The sequence below is a fragment of the Streptomyces celluloflavus genome (assembly GCA_000720995.1).
In the GTDB taxonomy this organism is placed as follows: Bacteria; Actinomycetota; Actinomycetes; order Streptomycetales; family Streptomycetaceae; genus Streptomyces; species Streptomyces celluloflavus.
Genome location: JOEL01000002.1, coordinates 248,657 through 273,431 on the forward strand (window position 1 = coordinate 248,657; position 24,775 = coordinate 273,431).

A 24,775-nucleotide genomic window follows, 5' to 3' on the forward strand; every position below is an offset into this window, starting at 1 on the left:
AACGCGACAAGAATTTCACCGGCGGGGGGGTGGATGGATGTCCGCCTGCGGGCAGGAGAGAATCTGACGGCCCGTCGCCGCACGGCGCCGCACGACAACGGGGGACACACCAGTGGAGACCGCGGACACCACACCGCACGCCCGCCCGACGGACCGGGACGGCACGCCGCCCGGGCCCCAGGCCGCCGGACCGCGGCTCGCCCTGGAGCTGCTGGTGCACGGCGTCGGGGGCACCACCGCACAGCAGATGCTCGGTGACCCGCGCGTCCAGCTGATCACCGGCGACGCCACCGCGGCCTGCTACCGCCGCACCGCGGACGTGGACGCCGAACAGCGGCCCGACGACTACCACGGCGAACCGGTCCGCGAGGCGTACTGCTGGTCCAACCTCACCTCGGGCAACGGCGCCCGCGCCCTGTGGCTGATCCTGCTCCCCTTCATGGTCGCCAACCTCGCCCACTGGATGCGCCCCGCCGCCCCGCCCGACCACAAGGCCCAGCGGATCTACGACGTCCTGGTGCGCATCCTCGCGCTCACCCTCACCGTCCTGCTGACCGCCGCGGCCTGCGAGGTCGCCCTCGATCTGACGGCCTGGCAGTGCGCCGGCTCCGCGTACTGCGTCGCCGGGAAGTCCTGGCTGGGCTTCCTCAGTCCCGCCCACGGCGGCTGGTGGAGCGCCCCCGGCCGCCGCCTCGTGCTCGCCTCCGCGGTGCCGCTGCTGCTCGTCGGCCTGCTCTGGTGGCTCTCGCACCGCACCTGGAGCGCCTACGAATCCGCCTCACCGCCACCGCGCCGCCCCGGCGCCACCCGCGACCTCCCCGCCGACGAACGCACCGCGCTCGGCCTGGACGGCTTCTGGTACGGCCGCCGGCTCGTCGGCCGGCTGCGCGCCGCCCACACCGCGGCCGGCGTCCTGACCATCGCCGCCGCCCTGCTCGTCGCCACCGCGCGGACCGACCGGCACGGTGGCGCGGGCACCGCCCTCGCCTTCACCGGCCAGGGCCTCACCGCCCTGGTCGTCCTGCTGGCCGCCACCACCCTGGTGATCGTCTGGCGCACCGCCCGCAGCGAGGCCGCCCGGGACGACGAATCCGACCTCCTGATCGTGCGGGCGCTGCCGTACGCCGCCCTCGCCGTGCTGGCCCTCACCGCCGTGCACACCGCCTGGGCGCGCCCCGGAGCCGACAGCGCGGGCCCGCTGCCCGGCGCCGGGACCTTCGGCGGTATCGCCGTCCTCCAGGGGGCCGTGGTCCTCGCGCTGGCCGTCACCGCCGGGTTCCTCCAGCGCGCCGCCCACAGCACGGCGCGCACCGCCCTGCGCGGGATGGCCGGACCGGCGGTCGCGCTGCTGTCCTGCGCCCTCGGCGGGGTGCTGACCGGGGGAGTGGCCGAGCGGTTCGCGGACTGGCTGGACCGCGGTGCGACCCCCGGCCAGGCGTACGCCCCCATGGCGGGCCCGCCGGTCCTGCTGTCCTGGCAGGCGTCGGTCATCCCCGCCCTGCTGGTCGTGGTCGCCGTCGTCGCGGCGCTCGCCGCGGTCCGGGCGACCGTCGTCCGTGACCGGATCGCCAAGGACATCCCCGGGCTCTACGACCCCAAGGAACGCCCCGACGCCTGGCGAACGAAGCGGATCGCCACGGTCATCGCCCGTGCCGGCCTGACCGACGCGGCCCCCGTCCTGGTCGCCGCCACCGCCGTCGTCACCCTCGTCCTGGGCGCCGGCGCGGTGGCCGGTGCCTGGCTCACCGGCCATGCGCCCGGCCGCGCCACCGACCACGCGGCGCCCGTCGTGCACGCCGCCGCGGCCACCGCCGAGGCACTCGGCTCCTGGCTGATGGGCGCCGGCGTGCTGCTGCTCGTCGCCACGGGCCGGCGCGCCTACCGCGACCTCTCCGCGCGCCGCACCATCGGCATCCTCTGGGACGTCGGCACCTTCTGGCCGCGCGCCGCCCACCCCTTCGCGCCCCCCTGCTACGCCGAACGGGCCGTCCCCGACCTCACCTGGCGGATGGCCACCTGGACCGAGCGGTTCGACGGCCGCCTGGTGCTCTCCGGGCACTCCCAGGGCAGCGTGCTGGCGGCGGCCGCCGTCTGGCAGCTGGACCCGGTGACCCGCAGCCGGGTCGCGCTGCTCACCTACGGCTGCCCGCTGGAACGCCTCTACGGACGCTGGTTCCCCGCCTACTTCGGCCCGCCCGCGCTCGCCGGACTGCACCGTCAGATGGACGACTGGCGCAATCTGTGGCGCCTCACCGACCCCATCGGCGGCCCGATCCGGCTCGTCTGCGAGGACGGCCGGCGGATCGACTGCGGCCCGCTGCGCGACCCGCTCGCCTTCGGCCGCACCCTGTACCACCCGCTGCCCGCCCAGATCCTGGGCCACGGCGACTACCAGGCCGACCCGGTCTTCGACAAGGTACGGGCCGAACTGATCGCCCGGCTCGGTCCGGCCGACCGCCACCCGAGGCCCGTGCCCGCTCAGGGCGGCTCGGGCAGATCCCCGGCGTAGAGCAGCGTCAGGTCGTCGGTGCTCGGGTCGGCGACCTGCGCGATCCGGCCCGCGTGCCGCTCGACCATCGCCTCGAACGTCTGCCGGGCGGTACGGCCGTTGCCGAACGTGGGGCCCTTGGGGAGCGCCGTGAAGTACGTCAGCAGCGCCTCCCCGGTCCCCTCGGCGAGGCGGTACTCATGCTCCTCGCCCTGCTGCTCGACGATCCGCAGCAGCTCCTCGGGCGCGTAGTCGCCGAACGTGATGGTCCGTGAGAAGCGGGAGGCCACACCCGGATTGACCGCCAGGAAGCGCGCCATCTCGACGGTGTAGCCCGCCACGATCACCACCACCGCGTCCCGGTGGTCCTCCATCAGCTTCACCAGCGTGTCGATGGCCTCCCGCCCGAAGTCCCGCCCGGAGTCCTCCGGGGAGAGGGCGTACGCCTCGTCGACGAAGAGCACTCCGCCACGCGCCCGGTCGAACGCCTCCTGGGTGCGGATCGCCGTCGACCCGATGTGCTCGCCCACCAGGTCCACCCGCGACACCTCGACCAGATGCCCGCTCTCCAGCACCCCCAGCGCGGCCAGGATCTCGCCGTACAGCCGGGCGACGGTCGTCTTGCCGGTACCGGGGGAGCCGGTGAAGACCAGATGGCGGCGGACCGAGGCGGCCTTCAGGCCCGCCTCCTGGCGCCGGCGCCCCACCTCGATCATGTTGATCAGGCTGCGTACCTCACGCTTGACGCTGTCCAGCCCGACCAGGGTGTCCAGTTCGCCCAGCACCTCCTCGGAGGGCCGGGCGGCGGCCGGCTCGGCGGCGCCCGCGGCGGGCGGCGGCGCGCTCCGCTCCGGGACCGCGCCCGGCGCGGGGACGCCGCCCAGCAGCCCGGCCGTCCGCGTCACCTGCCCTGCCGTGGGCGCCGCTATCGCCCCGGTGGCCGGCGTCTGCGTGGCCCGGCTCTCGTCGCTGGTGCAGTCCTGGACCAGCGGCCCGCCGCCGTCGCCCGCCGCGAAGCCGCCGTCCGCGAACTCGTAGCCGCCACGCGCGCACCGCTCCGTACGGCACCGCGTCAGCGTCGTCCGGCATCCGTCGATCACATGGAAGCCGAACCCCGAACTGCCGGTGACCCGGCAGCCGTGGAAGGTGCCGCGGCCCTCCGCGGAGACGTAGAACCCGGCCTCGGCCGGTGAACTGACCGTGCAGCCCTCGATGGTGGGGTCGGCGCCCTTGGTGACGATCACGCCGGTCTGCGCGCCGTCGATGGTGCAGTTGGCGAGCGTGCCGCCGCTGCCGTGGTCGCGGAACCATGCACCGGTCGCGGCCTCCCGGATGCGGCAGTCGTCCAGCTGCACGGTCGCGCCGTCGCTCACCGACACCGCGGTGTTGCGGACCTGGGAGAGATCGCAGTCCACCACATCGGCGCGCGAGCCCCGGTCCAGGACGAACAGCGCGTCCGGCACGTCGTGCACCCGCGTCGCGTCCAGCACCGCGGTCGCGCCGTCGCTCACCCACACCGCCGGATAGTCGCCCGTACTGTCGTGGATCTCGCACCGGTTGGCGTCCACCCGGGTGCCCGGATCCCATACGGACAGGCCGTTGCGGCCGAAGTGCCGCACCGTACTGCGGGTCAGCGTCAGCACCGACCGGGAGCGCAGGTCGATCGCGTTCTCCGGGATGTCGTGGATGGCGCAGTCGGCAAGGGTGAGCACCGCGTCGGTGTCCAGCGTGATGCCGTCGGCCGCGGTGCGGTGCACCGTGCAGTCGGTGAGCTGGCCCGTGGCCCGCGCCGCCACCTGCACCCCCGCGCCCTTGATCTCGTACAGCTCGCAGCCCACCGCCTCGACCGCGGTGCCCTCGCCGGTCAGCGACAGACCGGCGCCGGAGGCGTGGTGGATCCGGCAGTTCTCCAGCCGCGGCCGGGCCCCGCCGCGCACCGCCACCCCGGACTGCCCGGCGGCCAGCACCTCGCAGCCCTCGAAGATCCCGCCGGCGCCGTCCAGGATGCTGATGCCCACCCCGCCCGGGTTGTCGACCGTGCAGCGGCGCACCGTCGGCCGGGCGCCGCCGCGCACCTCGATACCGGACGCGGACCGGGTCACCACCCGCAGATCGGACAGCTCCGGGGCGCCGTCCTCCACCAGCAGCGCGGGCGAGGCCGAATCCGTCGCCTCCAGATGCAGATCGTGGACGGTGGCCGAGGCCCGGATCGTCAGCGCGACACCGTCGGCCGGCGCGATCCGCACCGAACCGCGCGCCCCGTCCGCCCCGCGCAGCGTCACCGCGCGCACCAGCACCAGATTCTCGCGGTAGGTGCCCGCCGGGACGGTCAGCACATCACCGTCCCCTGCGGCCTCCAGCGCGGCGGCGAGCGAGCTGTACTCCCCCGTACGGCGCCGCCAACGCGACGTTCCGGAGTGCGTCACCTGGACCGAGCCCTGTGCCATGGCGCTGTCGTGTCCCCACCTCGTACGGCTGTTGCCGGCCCGGCAGCCGTACGTCCGCGGATGTCCGCGGCCGGCTCTGCGGGGCCCCAGCCAGGAGGCTGGCTGCACCACCGTAGCGCGCCCGGCGGGCGGGAGTTGACATGGTCAGCCGGACGGTCAGCTGCCCGCCCCGGCCCGCCCCCAGTCCTGGCCCGCGCGCTCCCACGCGAGGTCCCAGCGGCGGTGACGACGCACCGTCAGCCGCCGCACGGCCAGCCGCCGGCCGCCCCCGATCAGGCATCCGGCGGCCGCCGCGGCGCCCAGCCCCGCCAGCGCCGCGTGGGTGGCGGCGGTGCCGTCGTCCATCGGCGGCGGCAGCACCAGCCCCCGGCCGTCGGCCCAGATCCGGAACCGTTCACCGGGCCGCAGCGCACGCGGCGCGGCGATCCGCCCCGTGTGCGCGCTGCCGTCCCGCGCCGTCCAGCTGGCGACCACCCGCGGCTGCCCCGCGTGCGACGACGGGGTCTCCGGATCCGGGCCGAGCGGGGTCCGGGAGGCCGGCCGCTCGACCGTGGCCCACACCGGGTGCCGCGTTTCGCGCTGGATCCGTACGCCCTCCAGCAGCGTGCCGTACGCGGCCCGGCCGGCGTACCAGCCCGCGGCGGGCGTCCCCAGCACCATCAGGAGGACGGCGGCCAGCGCCAGCCACGCCTCGATCCGGTCGGTCCGGCGCCACAGCGGATTGCGCCGCCAGCGCCACAGCCCCGTCACCAGCCCGGTCATCGCCCGCACCGCCGCACCTCCTTCTCCGGTTCCGTACCTACCTCATCGGGTGGAACCCGTGGGGGAGTTACGTAAAGAGAGAGCAACGTCACGTCGTGCGCGGGGGCGGCGGCGGGTGCCCGTACTGTGTCCTTCCTGCCTCACCCGGGTGGCAACTCCGTTGAGAGGAAGGCGGGTTGAGGGCACAGTGGCATGCCGGAAGGCCGCGCCGTCCGGCGGTCAGCGCAGCCGTACGGCCAGCGTCACCACCGTGCCGACCGCTCCGGCGGCGGTGCCCGCAGCGCCCGCCTCGACCGGACCGGCGGCGACCGCGAACCGGTCCGCCACCAGCCGCGCCAGCCACAGCCCGCGCCCCTGCGGCGCACCGTCGAGGCCGGGCAGCAGCTCGGGGATCACCGCTTCGCTGAACCCGGGGCCGGCGTCGCTGATCCGGCACTCCAGCTCATCGCCCACCCGCCGCAGCTCCAGCCGCCCCGAACCGCCGGCATGCTCCACGGCGTTCCCGGCGATCTCGTCGACGGCCAGCACGAACTCACCCCGCCGCGGCTCGACCAGCCCCTCGCGGACCGCGCACTCCTCCACCAGCAGCCGCAGCTGGGGCAGCAGCCGGGCGGTGAAGCGGCGCCGCAGCAGCGGGCGGCAGGGCGCCTCGGCCGGCGTCCCGGCGGGCCGGGCCGGATCGGGGTGCGCCACCGCCGCACCACCTCCGTCGGGGCGCGCCACCGGGCGGTCCCCGGGCCGCGGATGCGGGACGGGGATGAGGTGGACGCTCCTGGTGTTCCTCGCAGCCATCGACACGCGGCTCTCTGTCTCCCCGTCGGCCTCTCCCGTAGGCGGCGCCGGACGCTCACTGCCAGGCGGCCGGTAGACCGGGCCACAAGGGGTCCGGCGGCCGCCGCGAGCGCCCTCGGCGCGGCCACGGCGGGGGCCGCGCCGGCCCGTCAGCCGAGTATCCCGAACGGGTCGCCGACAGGGATGGTGCCGATCTCACGAGGGATCAGAATCTGGCCGAAGACCCACTGGTCACCGGAGCGCCGGCGCCCCGGGAGAGTGCGGCGCGGCTCCGCGCCGCGCCCGGCCGCGCACCGGCCGGCAGTGGCGATCACGCAGCGTGCGCCGGGTCCGGCGGCCCGGCCGGCCACCTCGCGGCACCGGACCCGGTGCCGGTCCTGCGTCGCCCGGGGCGCGGTGCCGCCCATCACCACATTGGGCCGGAAACGGTTCCTCGGCGGCGCGTCCCGGACGGCGGGACCGGCGTCGTCGCGGAGCGGTGAGACGTACCGGCCGGGTCCGGCCTCGTTCCGTCGGGACCACCCCCGGGTCCCGGGCGCCGTGACCATCAGCGGCTCCCTGCCGGGCGCGGCCCGGCCGGAGGGCGTCGCCCGTGAGCCCCCCGGCACGGACGAACGACGACTCCGGCCCCGGCCGTTGGATGCGCGGCCCGCGCTCGGTGGCCGCCCGCGACCACCGTCTCCCCGGCGGGCCTCACTGCTCCCCGGCCGCCTCGCTGGGACCGGCCCCGCGGCGGATGCGACCGGGCGCGGCGGGGCCGGTCGCGGTGCGGGCCCGGACCTGCGGCCGGCCGGCCGGTCGGGCCGGACAGTTGGCCGGCCGGCCGGATCAGTACCCGCGCGGGTACTGGCGGCCGTACGGGTCGTCGTACGGAGCCGGGGGCCGCGGCGCGACCGGCGCGGCCGGACGCATCGCCTCGTACCCCGTGCCCGAGGCGGAGCGCTGGGGCTGCGGCGGCTGCGGGGCGGGATAGCCCCGGGTACCGGCCTGCTGCGGGATGTACGGCGCCGGAGTCTGCTGGAGCGGGGCGACCGGCTGCGCGGCCGCACCGGGATAGCCCTGGCCCGGCGAGGGCGGAGACGGGGACGGGGCGGCGGGGAGCGCCGGCAGTGCCGAGGGCAGCGCCGGCAGATAGGACGAGCCGGTGTCGTACGCGGGCGGGGTGACCCGGATCGGGGCGATCTGCGGGGTACCGCGCTCCGCGACGAGGCTGTCGTAGATCGGGGTGTCCGGGAAGGAGGGCGAAGCGTAGTAGCCGCCGCCGTAGGTAGAGCGGGGGGAGGTCATACCTCTTAAGTTAAGCCCACGATGTGTCGATTGGGGAGCCGGGCAAGGGGGTTCTTTCGCGTGTTGCGAGGGGCTCCGCGTCCACAATGTGAGCGAACTTACGGAAATCGGTCGCGAACGCCCGTATGGATCGTGTAAAGGCAGGACTTCTCGCAGGTGAACGAGGGGCGTTCGGGGCGCCCTGGGCCAAGTAGGTTGGGGGGGTGCCACGCTGACGGGGCGGCGCATACGAGGGGACGAGGAAGGCGCGGCGATGACGATGCTCAAGGGCGGCAATGTTCCGGTACCCGCCGCGGCGGTCCGGGTGGAGCTGGGCTGGCAGGCCGCTCCCGGGGTTCCGGACGTGGACGCCTCCGCCCTCCTCCTGGTGTCGGGAAAGGTCCGCGACGACGCGGACTTCGTCTTCTACAACCAGGCCGTGCACGCCTCGGGCGCCGTACGCCACGAGGGCAAGCGGCCCGTCGGTGACGCCATGACCGACAGCCTCACCGTCGATCTCGCCGCCGTCGAGGGCGCCGTCGACACGGTGGTGCTCGCGGCCTCGGCCGACGGCGGCACCTTCGGGAGCGTCCCCGGGCTGGGTGTCCGGGTGCTGGACGCGGTGAGCGGCGCCGAGCTCGCCCGCTTCGAGAGCCGGGACGCCACCGCCGAGACCGCCTTCGTGCTCGGCGAGCTCTACCGCCGCCAGGGCGGCTGGAAGTTCCGCGCGGTCGGGCAGGGCTACGCCACCGGGCTCGCGGGCCTGGCCACCGACTTCGGTATCGGCGTCGAAGAGCCCGCGCCCGCGCCCGCCCCCGGACCGCTCCTGGCGCAGGCCCCGCCGCCGGCGCCCGTGCCCCCGGCGGCGCCGCCCGTGCCCCTCGTGCCCCCGCTGCCGGCCGGTCAGCTCCCGTCCCCGCCCGTCCCGTCCGCGCCGTCCCCCGCGCCCGCCCCGGTCCGGCTGACGAAGGTGACGCTCACCAAGGCCGCCCCCGCCGTCTCCCTGACGAAACAGGGCGGCACCTCGGGCACGCTGCGGGTGAACCTCAACTGGACCGGCGGCAAGGGCGGCCGGAACCTGGGCCGCAAGCTCGGCCGCAAGGCGATGGAGGCGCTGGGCGCCCGGGGCGCGCTGCTCCCGCAGGGCGGCGACCTCGACCTCGACCTGTGCGCGCTGTTCGAGTTCACCGACGGCAGCGCCGGAGTGGTGCACCCCCTCGGCGGCAACTTCGGTTCGCTGCACACACCGCCGTACATCCAGCTCGACGGCGACGACCGCACCGGCGCTGTCGAGGGCGGCGAGAACCTGACCGTCAACCTCGACCACCAGGACCGGTTCAAGCGCATCCTGATCTTCGTCACCGTCTATGCCGGGGCGCGCAGTTTCGAGGGGCTGGACGCCACGGTCACCCTCCGGCCGCAGCACGGCGCACCCGTCGAGTTCGCGCTCGACGCCTGCACGGTGCCCGCCCCCGTCTGCGCGCTGGCGCTGCTCACCCGGACCGACGGCGAACTCGTCGTCCGGCGCGAGGCCCGCTATCTCGTCCCCGCGCCCGGCGTCAGCCCGCAGCGCACCGTCGACCACGCCTACGGCTGGGGCCTGAACTGGTCCCCGGCCGCCAAATGACGCAGGCCGCCGCACCGCACCGCGCGGGTCACGGCGCCCCGTACGTCCGGCCCTTCCACGCCGCCCCGCGCCCCCGGTAGTGCTGCACCGCCGAGTCCACGGTCATCAGCAGATACAGCAGCGCGGTGAACGGCAGCAGCGGCGCCGTCCACAGCGGCTGCCGGTAGTGACGGAGCATCGGCAGATACGTCCCGCACATCACCGCCCACGCCGCCCCGCCCAGCACCGCGGCCGGCGCCTCGCCCAGGGCCACTCCGGCCAGCAGCGTGACGGGCGGCGCGAGATACACCAGCGCCAGCCCGGCGACCGTCCCCAGCAGCAGCGACGGCCGGTGCCGCAGCTGGGCGTACGCGCTGCGCGCCACCATCCGCCACAGCTGTGCCAGCCGCGGATACGGCCGCACGCTGACCACCCGGTCCGCGAGCCCCAGCCAGATCCGTCCGCCGGAGCGCTGCACGGCCCGCGCCAGCGTCACATCGTCGATCACCGCATGCCGGATGGACTCCGGGACGCCCGCCCGTTCGGCGGCCGCCCGCCGCAGCAGCACACAGCCGCCCGCCGCGGCCGCGGTCCGCGACCGGGGCCGGTTGACCCACCGGAACGGATACAGCTGACCGAAGAAATAGACGAAGGCCGGCACGATCAGCCGCTCCCAGCCCGTCTCGACCCGCAGCCGCGCCATCTGCGACACCAGATCCAGCTCCGCCGACCGCGCCGCCGCCACCAGCTCCCGCAGACTGTCCGGCTCATGGGCGATGTCCGCGTCGGTCAGCAGCAGATACTCCGGCGCGTACCGCTCGCGGGCCAGCGCCATCCCGTGCCGCACGGCCCACAGCTTGCCCGTCCAGCCCGGCTCGGGCTCGCCGGGCGAGGCGACGGTCAGCGGCAGCCCGCCCCGTTCGGCCGCCAGCTCCCGGGCCAGCGCGCCGGTCCCGTCCGTACTGCCGTCGTCGATCAGGAACACCTCCGCCCGCCCGGGGTACTTCTGCCCGAGCAGCGACGGCAGACTGGCCGGCAGCGCCCCGGCCTCGTCCCGCGCCGGGACCACCACCGCGACCGACGGCCAGCGCGCCGGATCCCGCCGGTCCGGCAGCCGGACGTCCGTACGCCAGAAGAAGCCCTGCCCCAGCAGCAGCCACACCCAGGCCAGCAGCGTCCCGGCTCCGATGTACTCCATCGCTCCCACGGGCCGCAGTCTGCCGCACGGACGGTGCCGCGCACCGGTGATCGGCCGGGTGCGCCGGAACGCCGTCGGCCGGCCGGGGGAGCGGCGGACCGCGGGCCGGTATGACAAACCGGGCGCGCGGCTGAGTAGAGTGTCGGGGTGAAGATCGCGCTGATGGACTCCGGGACCGGACTGCTCGCGGCGGCCGCCGCCGTGCGGAGACTGCGGCCGGACGCCGATCTCGTCCTCTCCGCCGATCCCGACAGCATGCCCTGGGGCCCGCGCACCCCCGAGGACGTCGCCGCGCGCGCCCTCGCGGTCGCCCGCGCCGCCGCCGCGCACCGCCCCGAAGCCCTGATCGTCGCCTGCAACACCGCCTCCGTGCACGCGCTGCCGGTGCTCCGCGCCGCGCTGGAACCGGCCGTCCCCGTCATCGGCACGGTGCCCGCCATCAAGCCCGCCGCGGCCGCCGGCGGCCCCGTCGCGATCTGGGCCACCCCCGCCACCACCGGCAGCCCCTACCAGCGGGAGCTGATCGAACGCTTCGCGGCCGGTGTGGCCGTCACCGGCGTACCGTGCCCCGGCCTCGCCGACGCCGTGGAGGCCGCGGACGACGCCGCCGTCGACGCGGCCGTCGCGGCCGCCGCCCGGCGCACCCCGCCGGACGTCCGCGCCGTCGTGCTGGGCTGCACCCACTACGAACTGGTCGCCGACCGGATCCGGGCCGCCCTCCAGCGGCCCGGCGCCCCCGAACTCGTCCTGCACGGCTCCGCCGAGGCCGTCGCGGCCCAGGCGCTGCGCCGCGTCGGCGCCGAACCGGCCCCCGCCGCCGCGCCGACCGGCGGTCTGCGGGTGCTCCTCGGCGGCCGCCCGGCCCGGCTGCCCGCCGCGGCGCTCGCCTACCCGGAGGGCCGGCTGCTCGCCGCCGCCGAGACCCTGGCCGATACAGGTGCGGGCGCCGACCCGGATGCCGGTACCGGCACCGGTGAGCCCGCCGCCGCGCTGCGCCGCTGACACCGGGGGCGCGCCCCCGAAGACGCCGCCTCCGCACTGCCGGTGGCGGCCCGCGCCCCGCGTCCCGGGGTGACCAACGCCTCGTCCTGAGCCCTGCCCCAGCGTGCGAAGACGCGTACGCTGCGTCTCATGAGGGACCACCCCCACGAGGGGGCAGCAGCCCCCGGTACCCCCGGCGATGCCGGTCGTGACAGCGGCGCCGGCAGCGGCGCGCCCGTGGTGCGCGGCGCCCATGCGGACGTTCCCGAGGTGTGGCACGGCAGCGCCACCAACCGCGTGCAGTGGCTGCTGGCCGCCGTGGGCGCGGCCTGTCTGGCCCTGGGCGTACAGCTCGCCGTCGAGAGCACCTGGACCGCCGGCCTCGCGCCCCTGGCGATGGCCGTGGTCGGCTGCGTCGCGGCCGGACTGCTGGTGATCTTCGGCACACTCGCCTTCGTCCATGTCGCGGTGCGCGTCGAGGCGGACCATCTGGAGGTCCGCTGCGGCCACATAGGGGTACCGCGCCGCCGGATCCCCCTCGACCATGTCGTCGGCGCCGACTTCGACCCCCAGGTCACCCCCCGGCACTGGGGCGGCTGGGGCTACCGCTGGCGCCCAGAACAGGGCACCGCCGTCGTCGTACGCCGCGGCGAGGGCCTGGTGCTCCGGCTGGGCGACGGCCGCACCTTCACCGTCACCGTCGATGACGCCGAGGGCGCCGTCCGCTGTATCCGCGGCCGGCTGGGCCTGCGCGGCGCGAGCCGGACCGGCGCCTGAACGGCCGGCCGCCGCCCGAGCGCGCCCGGGACCCACAAGATCGTCCCTTAGGGTTCCCGGCATGGCTACCCCCGACTTCATCCATGACCTGCGGACCTCCATCGGCCACCAGCTCCTGTGGCTGCCGGGGGTCAGCGCGGTCGTCTTCGACGACGCGGGCCGGGTCCTGCTGGGCAAGCGGGCGGACACCGGCGGCTGGTCGGTCATCGGCGGTATCCCCGAGCCTGGTGAGCAGCCGGCCGAGACCGCGGTGCGCGAGGTCTACGAGGAGACGGCGGTGCGGGTCGTGCCCGAACGCGTCGTCCTCGTCGAGGCCATGGCGCCGGTCCGCTACCCCAACGGCGACCGGTGCCAGTTCATGGACGTCACGCTGCGCTGCCGCGCGATCGGCGGCACGGCCCGGGTCAACGACGACGAATCGCTGGACGTGGGCTGGTTCGCGGTGGACGACCTGCCGGCGGTCCACGACTACGCGCTGACCCGGATCGAGCGGGCGCTGCAGGATGAGCCCACCTGGTTCCGCGGGATGGGGGAGGACCCCCGGCCGTAGCGCGCGGGCCGCTCCCGGGGCCGCTACAGCTCCTCGGTCGACGGTTCGCCCACCGGCCCGCTGGGGTCGCCGGGCAGGCTGGGCAGCTGGGAGGAGTCGGGGCCGTCCGACGGGCCGGGGCCGGTGTCCGGGTCCGACGGGTACTCGGTGTGCATCTCCCGGTCCTCCTTGCGGCAGGAGCTGAGCCAGGTGCCGGCCGGACCGCTCTCGTACCGGCAGGTCCAGCCCCGTACGGCCAGCGAACCCCGGTCCCCGCCGGTCCGCCGCGGTGCCCGCAGGAAGAACTCGGTCATCACGCCGTGGGCCTCCGCGCAGTCCACCGTGCCGCCGGCGCCCGGGTCCGCGAAGAGCGCGGCGTTCCGTCCCGCGCCCAGCGCGTCCGGGAGCTCACCGCACTCCACGGACTGCCCGGGGACGGCGGGGGAGGCGGCCGACGTACCCGGCGAGGGGGCGCGGTCCGGGCCGCCGGTCCCCGTCCCGGTGGTGGACGACGCGGCGCCGGCGGTGACCCCGTCGCCGTCGCCGCTCCCGCATCCGGCGGCGGCGAGGGCGAGCAGCACGATCGGTACGGCGATCAGCACGCGCATGGTCGGACCTCCTTGTGGCGGCGGTGCGCAGGCGGCGCGCTGCGTCGTCTGACGCTAGGAGCCCGGCGGGGGCGCGGCGATCCGGGGCGGCCGTTCGGGTGAGCGGGCGCGGCGCGGACGGGCGTGGCAGCCGTCCCTCGCGGTGGGGGTGCGCGGCCGCCATATCACCGGGGCCAAGTGTGGGGCCGTGACACATCGGCGCCGTTCCCCGGGGCTGCCTAAGGTGCGGGTATGACCGCGATCGGCACTCCAGGCCCGGTATCCCTCGACCTCGCGGGCCGCACCGCCCTCGTCACCGGCGCCGCCGGCGGCATCGGACGCGCCTGCGCGCTGCGGCTGGCGGCGGCCGGCGCCGTGGTGCGCGCCGTGGACCGGGACGCGGCCGGTCTCGACGGCCTCCTGGACGCGCTGCCGGCCGGCACCCCCGGCGGCATCGAGCCGCACCCCCTCGACCTCACCGACCTGGCCGCCGCGGAGCGGGCCGCCGCCGGCAGCGATGTGCTGGTCAACAACGCGGGCCTGCAACTCGTCCGCCCCATCGAGGAGTTCCCGCCCGAGGCGTTCCACGAGGTGCTGACGGTCATGCTGGAAGCGCCCTTCCGGCTGCTGCGCGGCGCGCTGCCGCACATGTACGCGCGGGGCTGGGGCCGCATCGTCAACATCTCCTCCGTGCACGGCCTGCGGGCGTCCCCCTTCAAATCCGCGTACGTCGCCGCCAAGCACGGCCTGGAGGGGCTCTCGAAGACCGCCGCCCTGGAGGGCGCCCCGCACGGCGTCACCTCCAACTGCGTCAACCCCGGGTATGTCCGCACCCCGCTCGTCGAACGGCAGATCGCCGACCAGGCCGCCGCGCACGGCATCCCCGAGGACCGCGTACTGGCCGACATCCTGCTCGCCGACTCCGCGCTCAAGCGGCTGCTCGAACCCGAAGAGGTCGCCGAGGCCGTCGCCTATCTCTGCACCCCCCAGGCGTCCTTCGTCACCGGTACCTCGCTCGCCCTCGACGGCGGCTGGACCGCGCACTGAGCGCGCGGCACGGGACGGCGGTACGGCGGTGCGCCGTTCCGGGATGGCCGCGTACGGGACGGAACGTGAGGCGGTGGAGGCTGGTGTGTCACGTCGTACCGGAGGTATCCCTGTGACCATGTCCAGCGAACATCCGATACCCGAGCGCGCTCCCGGACCGCCGCCGACGGGAACCACCGCCGCGCCCCCGCCCGACGAGCCGGCCGAGACCCCCTTCCTCCGGCTGCTGGCCACCGGCGCGTCCGCCGAGGACTTCGAACGGGCGGTGCTGCGCGCCCGCGCCGAGGGCGCGCCCGCCGGGCGGCTCGCCGCGCTGGAGCGGGCCAAGCTCCTCGCCCTGCGGGTACGGACCGAACTGGAGGGCCGGCGGCGGCGCGAGGCCGAACTGTCCGCGCTCTACGCGACCGTCCACGACCTCGCCGGACTGCGCGACCTCGACGCCGTACTGCGCGCGATCGTGCGCCGGGCCCGCTCCCTCCTGGGCACCGAGGTCGCCTATCTGACCCTCCACGACCCGTCGGCGGGCGATACGTATATGCGGGTCACCGACGGGTCGGTGTCCGCGCGGTTCCAGCAGCTGCGGCTCGGTATGGGGGAGGGGCTCGGCGGCCTCGTCGCCCAGACCGCCCGCCCGTACGTCACCGACAGCTACTTCCACGACGAGCGGTTCCGGCACACCCGCACCATCGACACCGGTGTCGAGGACGAGGGGCTGGTGGCGATCCTCGGGGTGCCGCTGATGCTCGGCAGCGGCGTGATCGGCGTGCTCTTCGCCGCCGACCGGCGTGAGCGGGTCTTCGAGCACGGCCAGATAGCGCTGCTCGCCGCGCACGCGGCACACGCCGCCGTCGCCATCGACACCGCCAACCTCCTCGCCGAGACCCGTAAGACGCTCACCGAACTGGAGGCCGCCAACGAGATCATCCGCGACCGCAGCGCGGTCATCGAGCGGGCCTCGGACATCCACGACCGGCTGACCGAACTGGTGCTGCGCGGCGGCGGGGTCCAGGACGTCGCGGACGCGCTGGCCGAAGTGCTCCGCGGCGAGGTGGAGTTCGCCGGTCCCGACCGGGCACCGGCCGCCGCACTGGACCGCTCCCGCGCCGACGGCCACGCCGTACGGGACGGTACGGACTGGGTCGCGGCGGTGTCGGCGGGCGGCGAGGTGCTGGGCGCCCTCGTACTGCGCGGCCATCCGGCGCTGGACCCCGTGGACCAGCGGACCCTGGAGCGCGCGGCGATGGTCACCTCCCTGCTGCTGCTCGCCCGGCGGAGCGCGGGCGAGGCCGAACAGCGGGTGCGGGGCGAGCTGCTGGACGACCTCCTCGACGCCGCCGGCCGCGACCCGCGGCTGCTGCGCGAGCGCGCGGCCCGGGTCGGCGCGAACCTCGACGCGCCGCATATCGTCCTCGCGGCGCGCATTGAAGGCCCGCCGGGCGCGCGCGCCGACGGCCCGCAGCCGGCGGACACCCCTGCCGGGGCGGCCCCACCGGCCCTCGCGCCGACCCCCGCCCCGGCTCCCGCGCCTGCTCTCGCCCCGGCCGCCGCCCGCACCGGTGCCGGGTACGACGCCGCCGGCCCCGTCGCCGGCGCCGACCGGCAGCGCCTGTGGTCGGCGGCCTCGCATCTCGCCGCCACCCGCCGGGGACTGGCCGCCGTACGGGACGGCGGCGCGGTCCTGCTGCTGCCGCTCGGCCCCGGGGACGACCCGGCGCACGCCGCCCGGGAGGTCGCGGGACGTCTCGGCGCCGTCCTCCACGTACCCGTCACGGTCGGCGGCTCGGCGCCCGTGACGGCCCCGGCCGCCCGCCCCGCCGCGGTCGCCGACGCGTACGCGGAGGCCAGGCGCTGCCGGGAGGCGCTGCGGGTGCTGGGCCGCGGCGGGCAGGGCGCGGCCGCCGCCGACTTCGGGTTCCTCGGCCTGCTGCTCGCCGACACCCGCGATGTGGACGGGTTCGTGCACCGCACGCTCGGCGCGGTCACCGACTACGACGCGCGCCGCGGTACGGATCTGCTGCGCACCCTGAGTGCCTATTTCGCGAGCGGGATGAGCCCGGCCCGCACCAAGGACGAACTGCACGTCCATGTGAACACCGTCGCCCAGCGGCTGGAGCGGGTGGGCCGCCTGCTGGGCCCCGACTGGCAGTCCCCGGCCCGCGCGCTGGAGATCCAGCTCGCGCTGCGGCTGCACCAGCTCTCCGCCGCGGTCGTCCGCCCGCCGGGGGCGTGACGGGGACGGTGCCGGGCCGTACCCGCCACCTGGGGCGGCACCCGTGGCCGGTGATCCGATAGCCCCCTCCGGGTGCGGACCGTACCGATCTGCGGGAGCGTGGGCCACGTCTGCAGACAGACCCCCTCCCCACCGGACGAAGGAGTTCGCCATGGGTGACGACAGCACCATGGGCAAGATGAAGGGCAAGGCCAAAGAGGCGGCGGGCAAGGCCACCGGCGACGACCGGAAGGCGGCCGAGGGCCGCACCGACCAGGCCAAGGCCAAGGCCAAGGACACGATGGAGAACGCCAAGGACAAGGCCGCCGGGGTGAAGGACTCGCTGCGGGGCAAGGGCAAGTCCTGACTCCGGCCGGCACCCGGGTGCTCCGGCGGGGTGCCAGGACGGGCATCCCGCACGGGCGCCCGCACCGGCGCGCCCGCTCCCCGGCCGGGCCCTGACCGGCGCGGCCGGGACGCGGCCGCGCCGCGGTGCGCCTCAGGCCCGCCGGGCACCGCCCGCCGCGCTCCCCTCACCGGCCGCCGCGGCGTCGCCGGCCCCCGCACCCGTGTCCCCGGCCGGCTCCGGTGCCCCGCCCGGCCGCGCGGCGTCGGCCGCGCCGAGATCGCGGCTGCGGGTCTCCTTCGCCACGCCCACCGCGATCAGCGTGAGCACCGCGGCGAGGATGACGTACAGGGCGATCGGCGTCGGGCTGTCGAAGTCGGCGAGCAGCGCCGTCGCGATGAGCGGGGCGGGCGCGCCGGCCGCGACCGACGAGAACTGGGCGCCGATCGACGCGCCCGAGTACCGCATCCGCGTCGCGAACATCTCCGCGAAGAACGCCGCCTGCGGTGCGTACATCGCCCCGTGGAAGACCAGTCCGACGCTCACCGCGAGCAGCAGCAGCCCGAAGTCGGTGGAGTCCACCAGCGCGAAGAACGGGAACGCCCAGACGGCCACCCCGACCGCGCCCAGCAGATAGACGGGCCGGCGGCCGATCCGGTCCGACAGGGCGCCCCAGGCGGGGATGACCGCGAAGTGCAGCGCGGAGGCGATCAGCACCGCGTTCAGGGCGGTCTGCTGTGACAGGCCGGTGTGCGTGGTGGCGTAGACGAGGACGAACGCCGTGATGACGTAGTACGAGATGTTCTCGGCCATCCGGGCGCCCATCGCGATCAGCACGTCCCGCCAGTGGTACTTCAGGACGGCGACCAGAGGCATCCGCTCCACCGCCGCGCCCTCGGCCCGGCGCGACTCCGCGTTCGCCAACGCGGCCTTGAACACCGGCGATTCATCCACGGACAGCCGGATCCACAGTCCCAGGAGCACCAGCACTCCGGAGAGCAGGAACGGCACCCGCCAGCCCCAGGAGACGAACTCCGCGTCCGACAGCAGTGCGGTCAGCGCCGACAGCACACCGGTGGCGAGCAACTGCCCGGCGGGCGCACCGGTCTGCGGCCAGGACGCCCAGAACCCGCGCCGCCGCGCGTCGCCATGCTCCGACACCAGCAGCACCGCGCCGCCCCACTCACCGCCCAGTGCGAACCCCTGGATCAGCCGCAGCAGGGTCAGCAGCACGGGCGCTGCCGTGCCGACCGTCGCATGCGTGGGCAGCAGCCCGATCGCGAAGGTCGCCCCGCCCATCATCAACAGGCTCAGCACCAGCAGCTTCTTGCGGCCCAGCCGGTCGCCGTAGTGCCCGAAGACCAGCGCCCCGAGGGGACGCGCGGCAAAGCCGACCGCGTAGGTCAGGAACGACAGCAGGGTGCCCACGAGCGGGTCGGACCCGGGAAAGAACAGCTTGTTGAAGACGAGCGCGGCGGCGGAACCGTAGAGGAAGAAGTCGTACCACTCGACGGTGGTGCCGATGAGGCTCGCGGCGACGATGCGCTTGAGCGAGCCGGGAGTTGGGGGCGCGGATGCCGAGGCGGCCATGGTCACCACTTCCGGGGGCAGGGGTGGATCAGGTGTCGCCACACCGTAGGAATGCCCAGGTCAGGCGGATATAGCGCGCATCCCCACAGTTACGGGGCCAGAGGTGTGCGCGGCCGCCATCGGCGCGGCCGCCGGGGCGCGTGGAGTCCGCCCAGGGGCACCGCGCCGTGGGCACGCCGGACGGCGCCACCCACACCACGCGGTCCGTACGGATCTGCTTCCCCGGTGAGCGCATCGCCTGCGAGCAGACCACGCTGCCCGCGCGCCTGACGGCCCACACGGGGAGTGGCGGGTGTGCACCGCACCGGACGGCGTCGAGGCCGTCTCGCGGCACACCGTGGTGATCGACGCGGGGGCGCTCGCCGGTGTCCTGGGCGAAGAGGCGACGGTGGCCGGTGCACGGGGGTTGGTCCGCGACGCCCTCGGGGCCAACAGCCGGATCACGCCGGAGCGTGCCAGGAACTTCGCCGAGAACCGGGGAGCGGACGCGTCGCCGGTCCGACCCCCGGCAGGCCCGGCCGGGAACGGCGCTCGGACACCCGGGTTCCGCACATGCGGCCGGCCGGGCCCAGCCGTGGCTGGATCCGGCCGGCTATCCGGAGCTCAGGCGGTGGCCCGGTTGCCGGTGTAGAAGGCCGAGGAATCCGGCATCCACAGGAGCGCGACGGCCACCAGGCCGGCGACGCACGGGAGCAGACCGGTGAGGGTCACGAACAGCGGGAAGTTCTGGGTGAAGTCGTACAGCGCGATGACCGTGGAGAGGAGGAAGACCACGCTGGCGGCGATGCGCGACCAGCCCTTCCCCTTCCTGTTCGCCGCGGCCATCCACGGCCACAGGACGAGGCCGGCCACACCGAGAGTGAAGAGGTAGGTGAGGATGCTCGACTTCACCGTGCTCATGCGGCTCGCGGAGTAGCTCGGGTACGCATCCCTGAGCTGCTGGGTCAAGGTGTCGCTCATGGCCTGGTCGACGATCAGTACCACCGCCGCGAGGAGGGTCAGCCCCATGCCGACGTACATGACGGTGGCCGCGTTCTTGACCGTCGCGGGCGCAGTCGGCCGTGCTAATTGCTGTTGGCTGGACAAAGGTACTCCTCTATCTGAATTCTTACGGTGCACGGCACATAGGGGAGCGGTGAGGACTGTGCGGCTTCCGCGCACGGTGCAGTGCCGTGGACCGTAATGCCGATTCTTCGAGTGCTCGCTGTGGTGATGCCGACGGTGGCAGGCCCGAGTTGGCGTGGACAGTCTAGCGGCGGGCCCCTCGACGACAATCAGGGAAGACCCTTAGGGGGCTATGTTTCGGCCTTGTGTAATAGTGCGTTGAGAGCGAGAGCCGATGAGGGTTTGGCGAGCGGATCGAGCTGGGTACCGCCGGGCCGAGACCGTGTCCGCCGCCACCCGTACGGCTTCCGGTGTCGCGGACGGCTGCTCGCCGGACCCGCAGTGCAGGGAGCCGAACGCGTCACCGGTCAGGAATTCCGAATGAACACGGGCGAGAGTCTCCTGGCCCGGGACCAGACCCGAGACATCTCCGTATTCCAATGCCGCCCACTCACGCAGACAATTGCGATTCGGATGACCGGCCGCGAGTAATTCACCATGCATGACCGGCGATCGGAGATCCACCACGCGCTCGGAATCCGATTGCCGGGAAACGGGACGGAGGGAGTTGCCTCGTCCTGTCATGCGGCCAATGGTGCCGCCGCGCGCGGGTAATGGCGGGTGCGCAACAGAAGCCTCCTTCCCGGTGCTTGGTCTGCCGGGTTGTTCGTGAATGCGGGCAGAGTAATTCCATGACACCGTGGCCGGAGGGTATGCCGCGGGCGGCTGCCACATCGTGGCCGTCATAGGACCGGCCGTGGTTGAGGTGTACCGGCAAGTGGTCACTTGCCGGACAGGGACGATGCGGTGATCGCTCATCCGGTCGCCGCGTTCACCAAGTACCCGGCCCTGCTCGGCGGGTAGACATGGACACGGGCTGGCGGGCGCCGACCGCAGCCACCGACGAAAGGCCACCATGCCACGAGAACTCGACGCCGACCGTGCCTGGGGCAGGTTGCTGTCCGTACGGACCCCACAGGACGCCGAGCGGGCCGGACTCGCCCCCGGGCCGGACGGGGAGTGGCGGTGGACGGAGGACGCCACACCCGAGGCGACGCTGCTGGCCCACCGCTACCTCCCGCTGTGCCTGGCGGGCCCGCACTGCGTGTTCGCCCAACTCGGCCAGAGCGTGGACGGTTTCATCGCGACGCGCACCGGTGACGCGGTGTATGTCACCGGGGAGGAGGACCGCCGCCATCTGCACCGGTTGCGGGCCCTGGCTGACGCCGTGGTCGTCGGGGCCGGCACGGTCGTCGCGGACGACCCCCGGCTGACCGTCCGGGCCTGCGCGGGCGACAGCCCGCCCCGGGTGGTCCTGGACCGCAGCGGGCGGGTGCCGCCGGACCGGGGTGTGTTCACCGACGGCGCCGCGCCGACCCTGTGGATTCGGGGAGCCGGATGCGGCGTGCCCCGGCCCCGTCGGGACGGCGTCGAGATCCTCGATGTGCCGGGCGACGGCGAGCCCTTCGCGCCGCGGCGGCTGCTGGACGCGCTCACCGAGCGGTCCCTGGGCCGGGTCCTGATCGAGGGCGGCGGCGTCACGGTCTCCCGCTTTCTGGCGGCCGGCGTCCTGGACCGGCTCTACGTCACCGTCGCACCCGTGATCCTGGGCGAGGGCATACCCGGACTGCGCTTCCCCGGACCGGACCGGATGGGTGGCGCGCTACGGGCCCCGGTGCGCCGCTTCGCACTCGGGGAGGACACACTCCTGGAGTTCGAGCTCCGTACCGGCCGGGCGGGGGCGGGCCTGCCGCAGGAGCAGCACCCCCGCGCCGGGCAGGCTTGAGACGAAGGCGAGCACCCCGTAGACCACGGAGACGGCCAGGCCGTGTTCGGCGCTCAGCCCGGCGGAGCTGAACGCCAGTGCCAAGACGCCCTCCCGCGGCCCCCACCCGCCGATGTTCACCGGCAGCGCCATCGCCAGCAGCGCCAGCAGGAACAGCGGCACCAACTGGCCCACCGGCGCCCGGGTTCCCGTCACGCGTGCGGCGACCAGGAACATGCCGAGGTGTCCGGCGAGCACCGCCAGGGACAGGCCCGCCACCGCCGGCCAGGTGTCGCGGGCGAGCAGGCCCAGCCGGAGGTCCGTGCGGGCGGCGGACAGTGCGCGCCGCAGCCTGGCCGCGTACCGCCCCCAACGGGCCGCCGCCACCAGGGCGATGACCGCCGCACCCAGAACGGCCGCGGCGACGAGGAGGAGCAGGCCCAGCGGGGCACCGCGGCCGTGCCGGAAGAGGGCGGGATCGGCCGGCAGGGCGATGGCGACGACGGCGATCAGCGCCACCTGGCCCGCGGTCCGTTCGAGGACCACCGCGCGCACCCCGCGGCCGAGGTCGCCGGAGTCCTTGCCGTGCCGCACGGCCCGGTGGACGTCGCCGAGCACCCCGCCGGGAAGCGCCGCGTTGAGGAACAGCGCGCGGTAGTAGTCCGCGACGGCGGCGCCCAGCGGGAGCCGCAGGCCCAGCCGGCCCGCAACCAGGCGCCAGCGCAGGGCGCTGAGGACGGTGGTGAACAGGCCGATGCCGAGCGCGATGGCCGGCGTCGCGGCGTCGAGGGAGCGCAGGGCGGCGAGGGACGCACCGGTCCCCATCCGCCAGAGCACCACCACGAGGATGCCGAGCCCGATGAGCACGCGGGCCACCGCCCAGACCCGCCGGTTCATACCGGTGTCCCGCCCGGCGCCGCCGGGAGCGCCAGCAGGTCGCCGTGGTGCACCACGGCGCGTAGCCGGCCCGCCGCGCAGGACCGCGACCGGCGCCGCAGATAGGCGTCGGCGCGGGGACCCAGCTCGGGCTGCTGCTCGACGGCCGCGGCCACCCACTCGGTCAGCCACCGACTCAGCAGCGCCTCCTGTCCGGCGCCGAGCCGCCAGGGGCTGGGCCGGGACCACACCTTGGCGCCCCGTCGGCGGAACACTCGGGCGGCGGCGTCGGCGGCGTCCGGGCCGAGCAGGCGGCGGTTGCCGTGGACCCGGCGCTGGTGGGCGTTGAACGCGGCGGTCAGCTCGGTGTCGAGCGGGTCGGCCGGATCGAGGCCGACCCGCCCCACGACGGAGAGGGCCAGCAGTGCCGGGCACCGGGCCCGCACGCACGCGGTGGCGAACGCGTCCACCTCGTCCGCGGTGAGCAGGTCCAGCAGGGCGGAGGCGGTGACCAGGGAGGCGCCGTCGAGGTCGGCCGCGCGCAGCTGTGTGATGTCACCCTGCCGGGTGCGGACCGTGACGGGGCTGCCGTCGGCGGCGGTGTCCGGCATCCCGGCGGCGGCCAGTCGAAGCAGCTCGGGGTCGCGGTCGTGCAGGATCCAGTGCTGCGGTCCGGGCAGCCGGGCGGCGAGCCAGCGTCCCATGGAACCGGTGCCGCAGCCGAGGTCGTGGACCACCGTCCGGCCGGTGGCGGACGGTGCCTGCGCCAGATGGGCGGTGAGCGGCGCGAGCAGCTCACCGGAGCGGGCCCGTGCGTCGGCCGGTTCGCGCAACTCCAGCCATTCGGCGGCGTACCGGACCTGTCCTGCCGTGCTCACACGGTTCTCCCCGGCTGCCGGCCGAGCCGCGCCAGCAAGCCGGCGAGGCTCTCCACTGTCGTCCGCCATCCTGCCAACTCCGTACGGCGCAGCCGCGCCGACGCCCTCAGCCGCTCGCGCAGCGCGGCGTCCGCGAGCCACCGGCGCAGCGCCGCCGCCAGGGCCCCGGGGTCATCGGGGGGCACCAGGATGCCGGGCAGGCTGCCGTCCGGCGCGTGCCCCAGGGCGTCCGGGACACCGCCGACGGCCGTCGCCACCACGGGAGTTCCGCGGGCGAGTGTCTCGGTGACGACCATGCCGTAGGGCTCCGCGCGGGAGGCCAGCACGCCGAGGTCGGCGGCGGCGTAGGTGCGGTGGAGGTCCGCGCCGGTCCGCGGGCCGAGCAGCCGTACCCGGCCGGTGAGGCCGAACCGTGCCACCGCGTCGCGCAGGTGCGCGCGGCGGTGGGGGCCGGGGCCCGGCGCTCCGGCGAACTCGCACTCCCAGTGCAGGTCGGTGAGGCCGGCGAGCGCCTGGAGGAGCAGGTCGTGTCCCTTCCGGGGGGTCAGCGAGGCCACGCACAGCAGCCGGGAGGCGCCGTCGGTGCCGGGTGCGAGGGGCGCGGGGTCGGTGCCCGGCGGGGCGATGTGGACGCGGCTCGGGTCGATGCCGTGGCGCGCGGTCAGCCGGCGGGCCGTCCAGGGACTGGTGGCCACGACCGCGTCCGCGGCGCGCAGGGTCCGCCGCTCCCGTTCGTCGAGGCGGGCGGCGGTGGCCGGCGCCAGCCCGGTCTCGTCGGCCAGCGGCAGATGCACCACGACGGCCGACCGCAGCCGGCCGGACTGCGGGACGACGGCCTCGGGCGCGCCGCAGGCGACCAGGCCGTCGAGGAGGACGACGGAGGCGTCGGGCAGGGCGGCGAGCGTGCGGGCGAGGCGCGCGCGGGCCGCGTCGTCCGGCTGCGGCCAGGAGCCCGGCAGCGCGGTCTCGTGCACGGTCCAGCCCGCCGCCGCGAGGCCCCGGCACACCTGGCGGTCGTAGACGTTGCCGCCGCTGGGGGCGGCCGGATCGTCGACGCCGCCGGGCAGCACGACGTGCACCCGGCCCGGGGCCGCCGTGAGCGTGCCGGCCGGGCTCACAGGGCGCGCTCGTACGTCGCCCAGGCGACAGGCGATTCGTGCAGGGTCACGGAGATGCCGGACAGTTGCCGGGCACCCTCGCCCAGGGCGCCGGAGTGCACCTGGCCGGCGAGCCGGTCGGCGATGACCTTGGCGAGGAACTCCGTGGAGGTGTTGATGCCCTCGAAGGCGGGGTGGTCGTCGAGGTTGCGGTAGTTGAACTCGCCCAGGACCGCTCCGAGTTCCTGGGTGGCCAGACCGATGTCGACCACGATGTTGTCGGCGTCGAGGGTGGTGCGACGGAAGGTCGCGTCCACGGTGAAGGTCGCGCCGTGCAGCCGCTGGGCGGGCCCGAAGACCTCGCCGCGGAAGCTGTGGGCGGCCATGAAGTGGCTGCGGACGGTGATGCTGAACAACGGTCATCCTCCAT

The 24,775-nt window shown here is 75.3% G+C and carries 22 protein-coding genes and 1 pseudogene; 9 read left to right on the plus strand and 14 right to left on the minus strand.

Annotated elements, in window-relative coordinates; genetic code table 11:
- The first annotated feature begins 112 nt into the window (after positions 1 to 112).
- Positions 113 to 2,509, plus strand: coding sequence for a hypothetical protein (locus tag IH09_RS02850; RefSeq protein WP_052853647.1), 2,397 nt, complete (start codon positions 113 to 115; stop codon positions 2,507 to 2,509).
- Here IH09_RS02850 and IH09_RS02855 read toward each other — a convergent pair.
- The 5 genes from IH09_RS02855 to IH09_RS02875 all read right to left on the minus strand — a co-directional run bounded on the left by IH09_RS02855 (position 2,479) and on the right by IH09_RS02875 (position 7,776).
- A complete protein-coding gene (locus IH09_RS02855) occupies positions 2,479 to 4,935 on the minus strand; it encodes a right-handed parallel beta-helix repeat-containing protein (protein ID WP_052853648.1) in 2,457 nt (818 codons plus the stop codon). The two genes, IH09_RS02850 and IH09_RS02855, sit on opposite strands and share 31 nt — an antisense overlap.
- A gap of 156 nt (positions 4,936 to 5,091) precedes the next feature.
- Complete coding sequence (locus IH09_RS02860) at positions 5,092 to 5,697, minus strand: Rv1733c family protein (RefSeq protein WP_190233191.1); 606 nt, start codon at positions 5,695 to 5,697, stop codon at positions 5,092 to 5,094.
- 219 nt (positions 5,698 to 5,916) lie between these two features.
- The gene (locus IH09_RS02865; protein ID WP_052853650.1) at positions 5,917 to 6,390 is read right to left on the minus strand and encodes an ATP-binding protein; all 474 of its coding nucleotides are present in this window, start codon (positions 6,388 to 6,390) and stop codon (positions 5,917 to 5,919) included.
- A gap of 248 nt (positions 6,391 to 6,638) precedes the next feature.
- Complete coding sequence (locus IH09_RS02870) at positions 6,639 to 7,037, minus strand: MOSC domain-containing protein (protein WP_052853651.1); 399 nt, start codon at positions 7,035 to 7,037, stop codon at positions 6,639 to 6,641.
- Between the two features lie 280 nt (positions 7,038 to 7,317).
- On the minus strand, positions 7,318 to 7,776 hold the full coding sequence (locus tag IH09_RS02875; protein WP_052853652.1) for a DUF6643 family protein: 459 nt from the start codon (positions 7,774 to 7,776) through the stop codon (positions 7,318 to 7,320).
- A gap of 253 nt (positions 7,777 to 8,029) precedes the next feature.
- Here IH09_RS02875 and IH09_RS02880 point away from each other — a divergent pair, with 253 nt between their 5' ends.
- Positions 8,030 to 9,382 (plus strand): TerD family protein, encoded by a 1,353-nt coding sequence (locus tag IH09_RS02880; protein ID WP_052853653.1) that lies wholly within the window; start codon positions 8,030 to 8,032, stop codon positions 9,380 to 9,382.
- Positions 9,383 to 9,410: 28 nt separating this feature from the next.
- On the opposite strand, the gene IH09_RS02885 is transcribed toward IH09_RS02880, so the two are convergent.
- Complete coding sequence (locus IH09_RS02885) at positions 9,411 to 10,559, minus strand: glycosyltransferase (RefSeq protein WP_052853654.1); 1,149 nt, start codon at positions 10,557 to 10,559, stop codon at positions 9,411 to 9,413.
- Positions 10,560 to 10,706: 147 nt separating this feature from the next.
- Here IH09_RS02885 and IH09_RS02890 point away from each other — a divergent pair, with 147 nt between their 5' ends.
- From IH09_RS02890 to IH09_RS02900, 3 genes are all read left to right on the plus strand, one after another.
- Positions 10,707 to 11,561 (plus strand): aspartate/glutamate racemase family protein, encoded by an 855-nt coding sequence (locus IH09_RS02890; RefSeq protein ID WP_052853655.1) that lies wholly within the window; start codon positions 10,707 to 10,709, stop codon positions 11,559 to 11,561.
- A 129-nt stretch (positions 11,562 to 11,690) separates the two neighbouring features.
- On the plus strand, positions 11,691 to 12,317 hold the full coding sequence (locus tag IH09_RS02895; RefSeq protein ID WP_052853656.1) for a hypothetical protein: 627 nt from the start codon (positions 11,691 to 11,693) through the stop codon (positions 12,315 to 12,317).
- Positions 12,318 to 12,378: 61 nt separating this feature from the next.
- A complete protein-coding gene (locus tag IH09_RS02900) occupies positions 12,379 to 12,867 on the plus strand; it encodes an NUDIX hydrolase (RefSeq protein ID WP_052853657.1) in 489 nt (162 codons plus the stop codon).
- 23 nt (positions 12,868 to 12,890) lie between these two features.
- On the opposite strand, the gene IH09_RS02905 is transcribed toward IH09_RS02900, so the two are convergent.
- Positions 12,891 to 13,454 (minus strand): hypothetical protein, encoded by a 564-nt coding sequence (locus IH09_RS02905; protein WP_052853658.1) that lies wholly within the window; start codon positions 13,452 to 13,454, stop codon positions 12,891 to 12,893.
- Positions 13,455 to 13,685: 231 nt separating this feature from the next.
- Here IH09_RS02905 and IH09_RS02910 point away from each other — a divergent pair, with 231 nt between their 5' ends.
- The 3 genes from IH09_RS02910 to IH09_RS02920 all read left to right on the plus strand — a co-directional run bounded on the left by IH09_RS02910 (position 13,686) and on the right by IH09_RS02920 (position 17,056).
- A complete protein-coding gene (locus tag IH09_RS02910) occupies positions 13,686 to 14,480 on the plus strand; it encodes a 3-hydroxybutyrate dehydrogenase (protein ID WP_052853659.1) in 795 nt (264 codons plus the stop codon).
- A gap of 118 nt (positions 14,481 to 14,598) precedes the next feature.
- Positions 14,599 to 16,710 carry a helix-turn-helix domain-containing protein gene (locus IH09_RS02915; protein ID WP_052853806.1) on the plus strand — a complete coding sequence of 704 codons (2,112 nt, stop codon included), beginning with the start codon at positions 14,599 to 14,601 and terminating at the stop codon, positions 16,708 to 16,710.
- A gap of 151 nt (positions 16,711 to 16,861) precedes the next feature.
- On the plus strand, positions 16,862 to 17,056 hold the full coding sequence (locus tag IH09_RS02920) for a CsbD family protein (RefSeq protein ID WP_052853660.1): 195 nt from the start codon (positions 16,862 to 16,864) through the stop codon (positions 17,054 to 17,056).
- A 132-nt stretch (positions 17,057 to 17,188) separates the two neighbouring features.
- On the opposite strand, the gene IH09_RS02925 is transcribed toward IH09_RS02920, so the two are convergent.
- From IH09_RS02925 to IH09_RS36530, 3 genes are all read right to left on the minus strand, one after another.
- Positions 17,189 to 18,625 carry an MFS transporter gene (locus tag IH09_RS02925; RefSeq protein ID WP_052853661.1) on the minus strand — a complete coding sequence of 479 codons (1,437 nt, stop codon included), beginning with the start codon at positions 18,623 to 18,625 and terminating at the stop codon, positions 17,189 to 17,191.
- 603 nt (positions 18,626 to 19,228) lie between these two features.
- A complete protein-coding gene (locus IH09_RS02930) occupies positions 19,229 to 19,711 on the minus strand; it encodes a hypothetical protein (protein ID WP_143682241.1) in 483 nt (160 codons plus the stop codon).
- Between the two features lie 201 nt (positions 19,712 to 19,912).
- Positions 19,913 to 20,647 (minus strand): hypothetical protein, encoded by a 735-nt coding sequence (locus IH09_RS36530; RefSeq protein ID WP_110952023.1) that lies wholly within the window; start codon positions 20,645 to 20,647, stop codon positions 19,913 to 19,915.
- Between IH09_RS36530 and IH09_RS36535 the strand changes: the two genes are divergently transcribed.
- On the plus strand, positions 20,646 to 21,515 hold the full coding sequence (locus tag IH09_RS36535; protein ID WP_110952024.1) for a RibD family protein: 870 nt from the start codon (positions 20,646 to 20,648) through the stop codon (positions 21,513 to 21,515). The genes IH09_RS36530 and IH09_RS36535 overlap by 2 nt on opposite strands.
- 45 nt (positions 21,516 to 21,560) lie before the next feature.
- On the opposite strand, the pseudogene IH09_RS02935 reads toward IH09_RS36535, so the two are convergent.
- The 4 genes and pseudogenes from IH09_RS02935 to IH09_RS39585 all read right to left on the minus strand — a co-directional run.
- Positions 21,561 to 22,391: pseudogene (locus IH09_RS02935) on the minus strand (lysylphosphatidylglycerol synthase transmembrane domain-containing protein); the annotation flags it as partial.
- The gene (locus IH09_RS02940) at positions 22,388 to 23,248 is read right to left on the minus strand and encodes a methyltransferase domain-containing protein (RefSeq protein WP_052853664.1); all 861 of its coding nucleotides are present in this window, start codon (positions 23,246 to 23,248) and stop codon (positions 22,388 to 22,390) included. The gene IH09_RS02940 and the pseudogene IH09_RS02935, both read right to left, overlap by 4 nt.
- Positions 23,245 to 24,366 carry a glycosyltransferase family 4 protein gene (locus IH09_RS02945; RefSeq protein ID WP_318279372.1) on the minus strand — a complete coding sequence of 374 codons (1,122 nt, stop codon included), beginning with the start codon at positions 24,364 to 24,366 and terminating at the stop codon, positions 23,245 to 23,247. Before IH09_RS02945 ends, IH09_RS02940 begins: the two co-directional genes overlap by 4 nt.
- Positions 24,363 to 24,761: a 6-pyruvoyl trahydropterin synthase family protein gene (locus IH09_RS39585; protein ID WP_052853665.1), complete on the minus strand. Its 399-nt coding sequence runs from the start codon at positions 24,759 to 24,761 to the stop codon at positions 24,363 to 24,365. Before IH09_RS39585 ends, IH09_RS02945 begins: the two co-directional genes overlap by 4 nt.
- Positions 24,762 to 24,775 lie beyond the last annotated feature (14 nt).